Annotated in this window: 14 protein-coding genes; all 14 read right to left on the bottom strand. The window is 30.5% G+C overall.

The genetic code is table 11. The features are described from left to right. Positions 1 to 26: 26 nt before the first annotated feature. Complete coding sequence (locus V7Q02_RS03945) at positions 27 to 710, bottom strand: F0F1 ATP synthase subunit A (RefSeq protein ID WP_333859678.1); 684 nt, start codon at positions 708 to 710, stop codon at positions 27 to 29. Positions 711 to 739: 29 nt separating this feature from the next. Then, the gene (locus V7Q02_RS03940; protein WP_333859677.1) at positions 740 to 1,114 is read right to left on the bottom strand and encodes an ATP synthase subunit I; all 375 of its coding nucleotides are present in this window, start codon (positions 1,112 to 1,114) and stop codon (positions 740 to 742) included. Between the two features lie 547 nt (positions 1,115 to 1,661). Then, positions 1,662 to 2,837 (bottom strand): acetyl-CoA C-acetyltransferase, encoded by a 1,176-nt coding sequence (locus V7Q02_RS03935; protein WP_333859676.1) that lies wholly within the window; start codon positions 2,835 to 2,837, stop codon positions 1,662 to 1,664. A 906-nt stretch (positions 2,838 to 3,743) separates the two neighbouring features. After that, positions 3,744 to 4,919 carry an acetyl-CoA C-acetyltransferase gene (locus V7Q02_RS03930; protein WP_333859675.1) on the bottom strand — a complete coding sequence of 392 codons (1,176 nt, stop codon included), beginning with the start codon at positions 4,917 to 4,919 and terminating at the stop codon, positions 3,744 to 3,746. A gap of 426 nt (positions 4,920 to 5,345) precedes the next feature. Then, positions 5,346 to 6,494: a non-hydrolyzing UDP-N-acetylglucosamine 2-epimerase gene (gene wecB / locus V7Q02_RS03925; protein ID WP_333859674.1), complete on the bottom strand. Its 1,149-nt coding sequence runs from the start codon at positions 6,492 to 6,494 to the stop codon at positions 5,346 to 5,348. A gap of 51 nt (positions 6,495 to 6,545) precedes the next feature. Continuing rightward, positions 6,546 to 7,574: an MraY family glycosyltransferase gene (locus V7Q02_RS03920; protein WP_333859673.1), complete on the bottom strand. Its 1,029-nt coding sequence runs from the start codon at positions 7,572 to 7,574 to the stop codon at positions 6,546 to 6,548. A gap of 150 nt (positions 7,575 to 7,724) precedes the next feature. Then, on the bottom strand, positions 7,725 to 8,141 hold the full coding sequence (locus tag V7Q02_RS03915; RefSeq protein ID WP_333859672.1) for a deoxycytidylate deaminase: 417 nt from the start codon (positions 8,139 to 8,141) through the stop codon (positions 7,725 to 7,727). A gap of 193 nt (positions 8,142 to 8,334) precedes the next feature. After that, positions 8,335 to 8,964: a uracil phosphoribosyltransferase gene (upp, locus tag V7Q02_RS03910; protein ID WP_333859671.1), complete on the bottom strand. Its 630-nt coding sequence runs from the start codon at positions 8,962 to 8,964 to the stop codon at positions 8,335 to 8,337. Positions 8,965 to 9,039: 75 nt separating this feature from the next. Then, positions 9,040 to 9,489: a ribose 5-phosphate isomerase B gene (gene rpiB, locus V7Q02_RS03905; protein ID WP_333859670.1), complete on the bottom strand. Its 450-nt coding sequence runs from the start codon at positions 9,487 to 9,489 to the stop codon at positions 9,040 to 9,042. Positions 9,490 to 9,586: 97 nt separating this feature from the next. Beyond that, positions 9,587 to 10,045: a low molecular weight protein arginine phosphatase gene (locus V7Q02_RS03900; RefSeq protein WP_333859669.1), complete on the bottom strand. Its 459-nt coding sequence runs from the start codon at positions 10,043 to 10,045 to the stop codon at positions 9,587 to 9,589. 20 nt (positions 10,046 to 10,065) lie between these two features. Then, positions 10,066 to 11,118 (bottom strand): L-threonylcarbamoyladenylate synthase, encoded by a 1,053-nt coding sequence (locus tag V7Q02_RS03895; RefSeq protein WP_333859668.1) that lies wholly within the window; start codon positions 11,116 to 11,118, stop codon positions 10,066 to 10,068. A 65-nt stretch (positions 11,119 to 11,183) separates the two neighbouring features. Continuing rightward, positions 11,184 to 11,894: a ZIP family metal transporter gene (locus V7Q02_RS03890; RefSeq protein WP_333859707.1), complete on the bottom strand. Its 711-nt coding sequence runs from the start codon at positions 11,892 to 11,894 to the stop codon at positions 11,184 to 11,186. A gap of 84 nt (positions 11,895 to 11,978) precedes the next feature. Continuing rightward, complete coding sequence (locus V7Q02_RS03885; protein ID WP_333859667.1) at positions 11,979 to 12,614, bottom strand: hypothetical protein; 636 nt, start codon at positions 12,612 to 12,614, stop codon at positions 11,979 to 11,981. Positions 12,615 to 12,675: 61 nt separating this feature from the next. After that, positions 12,676 to 13,749, bottom strand: a complete 1,074-nt coding sequence (prfA, locus tag V7Q02_RS03880; RefSeq protein WP_333859666.1) for a peptide chain release factor 1 — start codon at positions 13,747 to 13,749, stop codon at positions 12,676 to 12,678. Positions 13,750 to 13,786 lie beyond the last annotated feature (37 nt).

Genomic DNA, 13,786 nt, shown 5'->3' with positions numbered 1-13,786 from the left:
AATTAAGTATTAAAAACTAAATATATTTAGTGTTCAGCAATAACTTTTATATTCATTATTGTTAGCATAACAAATACCAACATTTGTATTGAGCCATCAAATAAATCGAAGAAAGCATGCAAAGGAATAGGTATTAACAACTGTGAGAACCATGCAATATTACCCAATCCTTTATATACCATTCCAATGATAACAGCTCCTGCAGTTAAATTTCCAAATAATCGGAGACTCAAAGAAACTGGAAGAACTATTCTTTCTACAATATTAAGGGGCACTAATACTACATTAGGTTTAGCGTAACCCAGAAAATAACTCTTTAATCCAGTTCTCTTAATAGCATTAAACTGAACTAACACAAAAGTTATAAGAGCTAGACCAACTGCAACACTTAAGTCCTCTGTAGGAGCTTTTAAGCCTATAATTACCGGTGCGATATTCATTACTAAAATATATATTGCAAGAGTTCCTACATAGGGTACAAATGATATGTACTCTTTTCCCATATTATCTTTAACTAAATTTTGTACTGCCTCAACAATCATTTCAATAACATTTTGTCTCTTATCCGGTAGTCTCCTCATATTTCTTGTAAAAATCTTAGCTAAAACAGCTAAAATTAAGATTATAACCCATTGTATCACAACACTGGAAGTTATACCAAATTTAAATGTTCCTATATGTATTGAAAACAATGGTGAAAATTCTTCCACTCCATCACATCCCTTCTTTAAAAATATTGTTATACATTATTCTTACCACTTTCAAAAGCTGAATATATATATATACCTAATAGATTGGATGTATAACCAAATAAATATGCTATTACATCATATTTATTGTATCTAAAGGTAATATATCCCATTCCAGCAGCAATCACAATCCTAATAATGAAACTTATGAGATACAACAACGAAGATGAATTTTTAAATTTATATAACATTACTGCTCCTAGTATACTATTAAGGAAAAAATTAAACATAGCTATACACATTCCAAGTAGAATAAATAATCCATAATTTTTTAAAAATAGCTGTGATAATCCTGCCAACAATACACCTATCAGAGCATTAATTAAAAATACCATCTTTGTCATGCGTAGAATATTTTTATCCATCAATTCCTCCCTTTACAAATGATATATCATAAATCAGATTGCTACTTTATTTAAACACATTTTATCATAATATATAAAATTTCAAAAGCTTATTATATACTTTTCCTAAAGTACACAATAAATTTATCCGAAAGCTACCATTGCTAACCCCCCCCCATCTTCTTCAAAGTGGAGGATAAGCACTGCTACGCCCCTAGATAAGTTCTTCTAAGGCTCAGATGGAGATAAGTATTTCTCTATAGCAAACTCCACCTGAACCTAAGAATCACTTGATAATACCATTTAATCCTTTACAACTAATATAATACACAGCTTTTGTTAACACACAATTTTAATTATATACCTTAAAAATTCAATCTAAAAGTCTGATTTTTCTCTAAATTATTTATTTTTCTTCAATCTAAGTAAATTAATGTTATATCTTGTAGTAATTACTCATTAAATCTGCCCATAACCCCTAGTAATGAATATTTAATAACACATAAGAAATAAAGAAAGCATTAAATTAACACTTTCTTTATTTCTTAACTATTAAAATATGTTTAAACTATCTTTCAACTATCAGCGCAGTTCCCATTCCTCCACCTATGCAAAGTGTTGCAAGGCCTTTCTTTGCATCTCTTTTCTCCATTTCATAAAGTAATGTAACAAGTATTCTTGCACCTGAAGATCCAACCGGATGTCCAAGAGCTATTGCTCCACCATTTACATTTACTTTGCTCATATCAAATTCTAAATCTTTAGCTACTGCCAAACTCTGTGCTGCAAATGCTTCATTTGCTTCTATTAAATCTAAATCTGCAACTGTCATATTAGCTTTCTCAAGTGCCAATTTAGTTGCATAGAAAGGTCCATATCCCATTATCTGTGGATCTAATCCCTTACTTCCATAAGAAACAATTTTTGCAAGTGGTTTAATCCCAAGTTCTTTTGCTTTATCTGCACTCATTACAACTAATGCTGCTGCGGAATCATTTATTCCTGATGCATTACCTGCTGTAACTGTTCCGTCTTTTTTGAATGCTGGTTTTAATTTTGCTAATGATTCTACAGTTGTTCCAGACTTAGGATATTCATCAGTATCAAAAACTACTTCTTTCTTTCTCTGCTTAACAGTTACTGGAACTATTTCATCTTTAAATCTTCCTGATTTTATAGCTGCTTCTGCTTTTTGTTGTGATGCTGCTGAAAATTCATCTTGCTCTTCTCTTGTTATTCCCCATTTTTCTGCTATATTTTCAGCTGTAATTCCCATATGATAATTGTTGAATGCTTCCCATAGTCCATCTTTTATCATTCCATCAATTAATTTTCCTTCTCCCATTCTATATCCCCATCTAGCCTTTGGAAGTAAATATGGTGCGGCAGACATATTCTCTGTTCCGCCAACTACAACAATATCATCATCTCCAATCTTTATGAGTTGAGCTGCCAAACTTACTGTTCTGAGCCCTGAACCGCAAACCTTATTCAACGTAAATGCTGGTACTTCTACAGGAATACCTGCTTTCACAGCAGCTTGTCTTCCTGGACTTTGTCCAAGACCTGCCTGTATTACGTTTCCAAATATAACTTCATCTACTTGTTCTGGTTTGATATTTGCTCTTTTTACTGCCTCTTTTATAACTATTGCTCCTAAATCTACAGCAGAGACATCTTTTAAAGTTCCACCAAAACTTCCTATAGCTGTTCTTACTGCACTTACAATAACTACATCCTTCATAAAATGAACCCTCCTAAAAATAAATTTATTTAAACTTAAATACTTAGTAAAGTTATAAATCATTTAAATTTCGAATATTTCAAATCTTAGTACTCATATTTTAAAATATAAGCTACGTCAGTTTATTAAAAAGTTTTTATAAGTCACGAAATTGTATGATATTACTTCATAATTATTTAAGTTTATAGCTTGAACGTTATTATTCAAAATAATTTAATTAATTCATACAATTCTAATATATATTAATTATACTAACTAATTAAATTTTTATCAATATGTATTGTTAAAAAAAACACAAAGTCTGGTAAAGAGATATTTATAGAAAGCATTTGCTCTATTTTTAAAGCTATTTAATCATATATGAAAATATTAACTTAAAATAGGCAAATATGCTCTATTTTAAAATATTTGAGATCTATTAAATGAATAAATTGTTATTAAATACTTAATTTTACAATACATATATTTCAAAATATGCCTTAAATGTAATTAAATTAATAGTGATTATTTCATTTTTAAAGTAAATGTGTATATAAGATTATTATGTTATTTGTTGTATGATTTATTATTATATTATATTTTAGTATTAATTATAAATTTAAGTTATAAAATGTATTTTTAATTGTTATATTTTTATTTAATAACTAAGTCATATATTAATAAGTACTGTAATTTATTTTTAGTAATAAATTGTAAGCTCTACTAGTATTTTTTATTAATACAATTATATTTTAATAAAAATATAACTTACAGTTTTATCATGTGAACAATTGCATATTTACATTTTCTATTTAATTTATATATAAAAGCTCAATATCTTTTTTATACAAATCAAAAGACTACTGGTAAAATTTACCAGTAGTCCAAATAACCTATTCTCTATATCTAAATCACTACTTTTTTATCTTATCTCTCTACTATTAAAGCAGTTCCCATTCCTCCACCTATGCAAAGTGTTGCAAGGCCTTTCTTTGCATCTCTTTTCTCCATTTCATAAAGTAATGTAACAAGTATTCTTGCACCTGAAGATCCAACCGGATGTCCAAGAGCTATTGCTCCACCATTTACATTTACTTTGCTCATATCAAATTCTAAATCTTTAGCTACTGCCAAACTCTGTGCTGCAAATGCTTCATTTGCTTCTATTAAATCTAAATCTGCAACTGTCATATTAGCTTTCTCAAGTGCCAATTTAGTTGCATAGAAAGGTCCATATCCCATTATCTGTGGATCTAATCCCTTACTTCCATAAGAAACAATTTTTGCAAGTGGTTTAATCCCAAGTTCTTTTGCTTTATCTGCACTCATTACAACTAATGCTGCTGCGGAATCATTTATTCCTGATGCATTACCTGCTGTAACTGTTCCGTCTTTTTTGAATGCTGGTTTTAATTTTGCTAATGATTCTACAGTTGTTCCAGACTTAGGATATTCATCAGTATCAAAAACTACTTCTTTCTTTCTCTGCTTAACAGTTACTGGAACTATTTCATCTTTAAATCTTCCTGATTTTATAGCTGCTTCTGCTTTTTGTTGTGATGCTGCTGAAAATTCATCTTGCTCTTCTCTTGTTATTCCCCATTTTTCTGCTATATTTTCAGCTGTAATTCCCATATGATAATTGTTGAATGCTTCCCACAATCCATCTTTTATCATTCCATCAACTAATTTTCCGTCTCCCATTCTCTGTCCCCATCTAGCCTTTGGAAGTAAATATGGAGCAGCGGACATATTTTCCATTCCACCAGTTATAACAATATCATTATCTCCAGCTTTTATAAGTTGTGCTGCCAAACTTACTGATCTAAGTCCTGAACCGCAAACCTTATTCAATGTAAATGCTGGCACTTCTACAGGAATGCCTGCTTTTACAGCAGCTTGTCTTGCTGGACTTTGTCCTTGACCTGCCTGTATTACGTTTCCAAATATAACCTCATCTACTTGTTCTGGTTTGATATTTGCTCTTTTTATTGCTTCTTTTATAACTATTGCTCCTAATTCTACTGCAGGAACATCTTTTAAAGTTCCGCCGAAGCTTCCTATAGCTGTTCTTACTGCACTTACAATAACTACTTCTCTCATAGTAAATCCTCCTAAAAGTTTATTTTCTTTTAACTGAAATGTAATCTAAACGATGTCAATATCCTATTTCCTATATAACAAGTTCATTATACTAAGTAATTACAACGTTGTCAATGTTTTTGTTAAAAAAAACACAAAGTTTTTACAAATAAAAATTTATATTACTAATAAATACACTTTATCAATATTTTTATTGATTTTAAGATAAATAAATTCACCTAAAATAGATCATAATATAACAACATATAGTCTAAAATAACAATATCTAATACAACCTTACAAAGTATATACAATTAATATATTTAAAGTATATATCTACTTAAAAAATCTTTGTTAAATCCATCACTATACCATTATATATTAAAGCTAAATTATTATACGGTATATTCTTAACAAAGTATTTAACTTAAATTTAAAAACATATACTCAAATAAACTCTTCATACTCTGACTTTTCTATATTAAAATATTGTAAAATAGCCGCAACTATTCTGCCTGACGCCTTACCATCTCCATAAGGATTTATAGCTCTACTCATAACATCATACTTACTGGAATCTGATATAAGTTCACTTGCCTGCTTTATTATATCACTCTTATTTGTTCCAACTAATTTTACTGTACCTGCTTTTACAGCTTCTGGTCTTTCAGTTACATTTCTGAGTACCAATACCGGTTTGCCAAGATGTGGTGCTTCTTCTTGAAGTCCCCCTGAATCAGTCATAACCATATAACATCTGTCCATTAAATTGTGAGTTTCTTTAGTATCTAACGGATTTAAAAGGTGTACTCTGTTAACACCTCCAAGTATCTTATATACAATATCTCTCACTTTAGGATTTAAATGTACAAGATAAATTACTTCTACTTCTTTATTTTCCTCTACTACTTTTTTTAATGCATTACAAATATTTTCTATGCCTTCTCCCCAGTTTTCTCTTCTATGGGCAGTAACCATTATTACTTTACTTTTATTATAATCTATATTATTTAATTCATCAGTATTAAACACATAATCTTTATCCACAGTAAATTTCATTGAATCTATCACTGTGTTTCCAGTAACAAATATTTTTTCCCCTGCTATACCTTCCCTAAGTAAATTTTCTCTAGAGCCAGATGTAGGTGCAAAATGCAGATCAGCTATAGCTCCTGTAAGTTTTCTATTCATTTCCTCTGGGAAAGGAAAATATTTATCATAAGTTCTAAGGCCTGCTTCTACATGACCAACTCTTATTTTTTTATAAAAAGCTGCTAATGCCCCTGCAAATGTAGTAGTAGTATCCCCATGAACAAGTACAAGATCCGGATTTTCTCTATCAAACACTTCTTCAAGTCCTTGAAGCACCCTACTGGTTATACCTGTCAATGTTTGATTACTCTTCATTACATTTAAATCACAGTCAGGTGTAATATTAAAAAGCTTTAAAACTTGATCTAACATTTCTCTGTGTTGGGCTGTAACACATACCTTATTTTCTATATTATGTCTTTTTTCAAATTCTTTAATTAACGGAGCCATTTTTATTGCTTCAGGTCTTGTTCCAAATATTGTAACAATCTTAAGTTTATTCATATTAAAACCTCCATTTTTTAGGTGTCTATAAAATTAAATAGCCGGGATACTTTAATCTCTATGTTGAAAAAACCCCGCTCTCCAAGCTATAAAAACTAAAGCCACCATAATTATAGCCAAAAGAAAATAAGAGAGCTGTGCATTTATCTCCATGGCTATTATAGAAAAACTGCCTAATACTGCACTTATAGCATACATTGTTCCAACAGCTTGTTTCTGGCTGAACCCCATATCCAAAAGCCTATGATGAAGATGTCCTCTATCAGCCTGCATAATAGGTTTGCCATTTATCTTTCTTCTTATCATTGCAAAAAGAGTATCATATATTGGTATTCCAAGTGCAAGAATAGGAACTGCTATAGAAAATGCTGCCGCAGATTTTATAGCTCCTTCAATAGATATAGCTGCAAGTAAAAATCCGAGTAATTGTGCTCCTGTATCGCCCATAAATATAGAAGCAGGATTAAAATTATAGGGTAAAAATCCCAGTATGGCTCCACATAGTATAATAGCAAGTACTGCAGCTTCATATCTATTATTTAACAACGCTATAATTAAAATAGTCAAAGAAGATATAAATCCAATGCCTGACGCCAGACCATCCAAGCCATCTATCAAATTTAAGGCATTAGTAATACCAACCACCCAAATTATGGTTAATGGAATAGACATCACTCCTACATTAGTAAATTGATATACACTGCTAAATGGGTTAGTAATTATTACTATTTTTACTCCATAAATAATTAAAATTAGAGCAGCTGCAATTTGAAATATCAATTTATATCTCGGTTTTATATCAAATTTATCATCTAAAAACCCACCTATTACTATTATTGTAGCTCCCAATACAAGTCCCATCTCTGGCCTTGTAAAATCCCCTTTTTTAAGTAATAATGTAATTATAAAAGAAAAGTATATAGACAATCCCCCTAAAAGAGGCATAGGTTTGTTGTGTATTCTTCTATCTTCCTCCGGCATATCTATAACCTGTAACTTTAAAGCAATCCTTTTAACAATTGGTGTAAATATAACTGAAAGCACTGTTGATACTATTGCAAATAGATATAAACTATTCATATTAACCTTCCTTAATCATATCTTTTGTTTATTCTGACACTTCCAGCATTACTACTCTCCTTTTCTTTAAAGAGATATTATCACTGTTATTAGCCTGAATAAGTTCTTCTAAGGTTCAAAAGAATAAAAACATTTTATCCATATATTGTATTATTTTACTCTTTTTATACATATTAATTCAATTTCAGGTACTTTTTTAAACCAATTAATCTCTGGTGTATACTCCTCACAATATATAACTCTTTTAACTCCACAGTTAATTATTAATTTTTGACATTCAGGGCAAGGCATATGGGTTACATATAATGTAGAATCTTCCCTATCATCCGGTGATACTTCAAGCAAACAATTCACTTCCGCATGAATGGTCCTTATACAATGATTATCTTTCATATAACACCCTGCTTCATCACAATGTTCCAAGCCTCTGGGACTTCCATTATATCCCGTACCTTTTATCCTTCTATTCTTAACAAGAACTGCCCCTACATGCAATCTAGGACATGTACTCCTTTCTGCAACCTGAAAGGCAATATCTATAAAATAATTATCCCAATCTTTTCTCATAGTTAGTAACTGTCTCCTTAAATATATAATAATACATTATATATTATAAACCATTAGATAATGTTTGGGAATAATTCCTTTTCTATTATAGTCATATATTAAAATTTTGCCGACTTAAAAAGAATTATTAAAAAGCATTTTAAGGAAAGTCCACTACAAGTTGGACTTTCCTTATTAAAAATTAAAACAATCTTTATTTTGTCCCATATAATCTGTCACCAGCATCCCCAAGACCTGGAACTATGTATCCGTTTTTATTTAATTCTTTATCTATGGCTGCTGTATAAATATCAACATCCGGATGTACTTCTGTAACTGATTTTATACCATCTTCTGCAGCTATCAAACACATAAGTCTTATATTTTTAGCACCTTTTTGTTTCAACATAGTTATGGCATCTATAGCTGAACCTCCTGTGGCAAGCATAGGGTCAGTTACAATTACTTCCCTCTCTCCTATATCTTGAGGCAACTTACAAAAATATTCTACAGGTTTTAAGGTAGTTTCATCCCTATAAAGCCCTATATGTCCCACTTTTGCTGCAGGTATAAGCTTTAGCATTCCTCCTACCATTCCAAGTCCTGCCCTCAATATAGGCACTATTGCCACCTTTTTACCTGAAAGCATCTTACAAATTGTTTTACATATAGGAGTCTCTATCTCTACTTCTTCTGTCTGAAGATTCCTAGTTACTTCATAAGCCATAAGCATAGCTACTTCTTCTACAAGTTCTCTAAAGTCTTTAGAACCTGTTTGTTTATCCCTTATCAAAGCTAATTTATGCAATATAAGTGGATGTGTTATTTGTACTACTTTACTCATTAAATATATCCTCCAATTCTATTAGGGTATTCCATTATAATCTTCAGTAAACAATCATAGTTAATTAATTGTATATTATCTGCTGTATTTTTTTTCTATTTGTTCTATTTTATCTATTCTTCTCTGATGTCTGCCTCCCTGAAATTTAGTAAATAAAAAATTATCTACTATATCAAGTGCAAGTCCTACACCTACTATTCTTTGCCCTATAGACAATATGTTAGCATTATTATGTTCTCTACATGCATGAGCACTGAAAGTGTCACCACAAAGTGCAGCTCTAACTCCTGGTATTTTATTTGCTGCTATACTTATTCCTATACCGGTTCCACATACTAAAATTCCAAAGTCACAATTTTTATTTGCAACCTGTTCCCCAACCTTTAATGCATAATCTGGATAATCACAGGACTCTTCTGAAAAAGTTCCAAAGTCTTCAAACTCTAAGCCTTTGTTTTTCAAATGTTCTATTATTTCTTTTTTTAAAGGAAAACCTGCATGATCACTACCTAAAGCAATTTTCATAAAAAATACCTCCAAAAATATATAATATATTATTTAAAATTATATTGCAAATAATTTAGCTAGGATATACCCTCACAAAAAAAGAAGATAACGACATTTAAATAATGCTCATATCTTCCTTTAATTTCTTTATCAGCAATGAAATACTACTTTCCAATTCAGTATAAGTTATTCTATATTCATGTACATCCTGTCCAAAAGGATCTTTTATGTCCCCCTTCAATAAAATGAATTCATTTAAAGTATATATTTTATTCCTATAATTTATAAAATTTTGTTTTAATATGTCTCTCATATAAGCGGTCATAGTTAGAACAATCTTTGAATTTTCTAACATTAAACTATTTAACTGCAACGCTTTTCTACCACTTATATTTATATTTATATTTTCTTTTAAAACTATTACTGAATTTTCAGAGGCAGCACTATTTGGTACTACTGACAATCCTGCAGAAATAGCTCTTATATTTTTTATATCGGATTTAAAATTAAATATGGCTTCTGCCATACAGCTTCTACAAGTATTTCCCGTACAAACAAATAATATATTTTCCACCAACTGACCTCCTTAGGGAATTATACCTTTATAATATCAAAACCAGCCGATTTATTCAATCTATTCATTATAGCTAATCCAATACCTTTTTCTTCAAAAGCCTCTGATATTATAACATCCACTTTATTATCATCAAAAATTCTAAGTGTTTCAAATAAATTTTTAGATACACTCAAAAGATTATGTCTACTCCCTACAGATATTATCAATGCATTTTTATAAAACTCTCTTGTCTCATCTGTAGCAATTATTCCCACAATTTTATTTTCACCTATATAATTTTCTACCATTTCATTAATTTTTGCAATAGTTTTATTCAAATTTCCTTTAACTATTTTTACAGGAGCATTAGGAGCATAATGTCTATACTTCATTCCAGGAGACTTAGGTTTATTATTTCCCTCTACTTTTTTCATTACGGCAGGATCAATATAAACTTTTTCTTCTATCTTCTGTAACATCTCAAGAGTTATGCCCCCGGGTCTTAATACACAGCAAGGATTTACAGTACAATCTATAACCGTAGATTCTACCCCAACATCACATATAGTTCCGCCTAATATAAGATCAACTTTGCCATTTAAATCTTCTATACATCTATCTACATCCGTAGGGCTTGGTTTTCCTGATATATTTGCAGAAGGAGCCGCTATTGGAACTCTAGCTGCCTTTATTAGTTCTCTAGCTATAATATTAGAGGGCATTCTAATTCCCACATTGTCAAGAGAAGCGCTGGTAATATCAGGGACAACAGATGATTTGGGAAGAATTACAGTCATAGGACCCGGCCAAAAATTCTGTATAAACTTAAAAGCTGTAGATGATATATTTGTAACCAAGGATTTCATTTCTTCTATTTCAGCTATATGTATAATCAGGGGATTGTCCTGTGGTCTTCCTTTAGCTTTAAATATCTTTTCTACTGCTTTGGGATCAAGAGCATTTGCTCCAAGTCCATATACTGTTTCCGTAGGAAAAGCCACCAGTCCTCCATTTTTTATTATATTTCCTGCTTCTCTAATAATTTTCATATCTAAATTATCTTCATCTAAAATTTTTACTTTTGTATTCATAAAAACATATCCCTTCTTAAAATTAAAACAAAATTTAAATATAATCTTCTATGAGACCTTAAGGTTTATAATACCTGTACTATTATAAGCCCCAAAATAATACCACTTAAGGTTCCAAGTGTACTTGTTATCCCTTCCCAAAGCTTTGAAGATTCTGGTATCATCTCCCCACATATAACATACAACATTATTCCAGAAGCTATAGAAAGACACATACCTAATATATTAGGAGAAATATTTGCTATATAAGTACCTGTAAAAGTTCCTATAGCAGTTGGAAAAGCTGTAATAAAAGCATAAAAAAGTATCTTTGAACTTTTAACTTTAGATGCTACAAGAGGTGCTGCTACCGCAATACCCTCTGGTATATCATGAATTGTAATTATAATACTCATTTTTATTCCAAGTGTACTACCTGCAGCAAAGCCACATCCAACTATTATTCCCTCCGGGAAATTATGAAGCATAAGCCCTAAAGAAGCCATAAATGCTGTCCTAATATGTTTATTAGAATTATTTATATTTATTTTATCATCAACTATAGCAATAATTATAACTCCCAAAACTACAAATAATACGGTATATGGAAAACTCCACTTATTAGTGGCCTCTGGAATTAAATCAAATACTACTACTGATAACATTACTCCCCCTGCAAAACCAATTATGAACCCCAGTAACTTATCGGAAGGTTTTTTCACTGCTGCTCCTAATGAAGCTCCTATCATAGTTCCCAAAAGGGATACTATACTTCCCATTACTACTATATAAAACATATCTATATACAAAATAAGACTCACCTTTATCTATTATTTATAATATAGATTATTGCAATAATCTATATTATATGAATCATATTTTTAAATAGATATATTTTTTCTATACAGATTGTAATTTTCTGAATTTTCTCTATAATATTTTATCTTTTCTATAGTCTGTTCAGTATAATAAGCATAAACACAACTTTTGTAAACAGCATCTAAAAAAAGATATTTATTTAATCTTCCATTCTTTACTATAGTATAATAAAATTCTACATTAGGACGTAATATTTTAAGTTTATTATATTGATGGGCTAAATAAGGATGTTTTTTCAAAAATTCATTATTTATAGGGATAATTCTATTATTTCTAGATTTGGTTGTAAATAAAAAAATAATTCTAAAGTCCGCTGTATTATTATTTTTTACTACATAATTTTCTACATGTACTAATATAACCTTATTGCATATTATATTTAATTTAACATTTCTAACTCCCATATTTACCTTTAGCCTATACCCATCATACTCAAATTTTAAAAACTCATTATTAGTTATAGCAATAATTGCCAACAAAATAAGTACCTCTAAAACTATAAGATAAAACATATAAAATACATAAAACTTTCTGTTTAAAATGAAAACTATTGGTAAAAGAAAAAAAATAAAAACCATTGACAGCATAAATATCTTATAAGATTTTTTTTGCTTTCTAATGGCTTTATCTATATTCATACTTTCCCGTTAGTATAATTTAACGGTTTCCATCTCCTCTCTAAATTCCTCTGATACCTTTTTATCTAGTACCTATGTCTTTCATTTTCTGAGCTTGATCTTCTGTTATCAGTGCATCTATTATTTCATCTATATCTCCATTCAAAAATGAATCAAGCTTATATAAAGTCATTCCTATTCTATGATCTGTGACTCTTCCCTGTGGATAATTGTAAGTCCTTATTCGTTCACTTCTATCTCCTGTACCTACTTGATTTTTTCTATCTTCTGCAATACTTGCATTTCTTTCTTCCTGGGCTTTTTCATAAAGTCTTGACTTAAGTACCTTCATTGCCTTTTCTTTGTTTTTCAGTTGGGATTTTTCATCCTGACAGGATACCACAAGTCCTGTTGGCAAATGAGTAATTCTTACTGCTGAATCAGTAGTATTTACACATTGTCCTCCATGACCTGATGCCCTGAATACATCTATCCTTATATCACTGGGATTAACCACTATATCCACATCATCAACTTCTGGTAATACAGCCACTGTAGCCGTTGATGTATGAATTCTTCCACTGGATTCTGTATCTGGAACTCTCTGAACTCTGTGGGTGCCACTTTCATATTTCAACCTGCTATAAGCACCCTTCCCTTTTACCATAAATACGATTTCTTTAAATCCTCCTATATCCGTAGCACTTAAACTTATAGTTTCTATCTTCCATCCCTTAATCTCTGCATACCGTGTATACATCCTTGTAAGATTTGCTGCAAATAAAGCTGCCTCTTCGCCTCCTGCACCACCCCTTATTTCTACAAATACATTCTTATCATCATTTGGATCTTTAGGAAGAAGTAATATTTTCAGCTCACTTTCTGTCTTTTCTATAACCTCCCCCAACCTTTTTATTTCCTCCTGTTCCATTTCTCTCATATCTTTATCTGTTTCTTCTTTCAGCATTTCTTTATTATCTTCCAAATCCTGTAGTGCTTCTTTATACTCTCTGTATTTTATAACTATTTCTTCTAATTCTGCATGTTCCCTACATAACTTCTGCCACTTTTTTTGATCTGCTATAATCGTAGGATCACTTATTTTTATAGATAATTCTTCATACTTATTTTCTATGAAATTAAGCCTTTCTAACATAATTTTATCACTCCGTATAAATATTTTCACAGCTTAT

Origin of the sequence: Clostridium sp., from assembly GCF_036781005.1 — a bacterium.
Classification (GTDB): domain Bacteria; phylum Bacillota; class Clostridia; order Clostridiales; family Clostridiaceae; genus Clostridium_B.
This window is presented reverse-complemented; position numbering and strand designations above follow the sequence as displayed.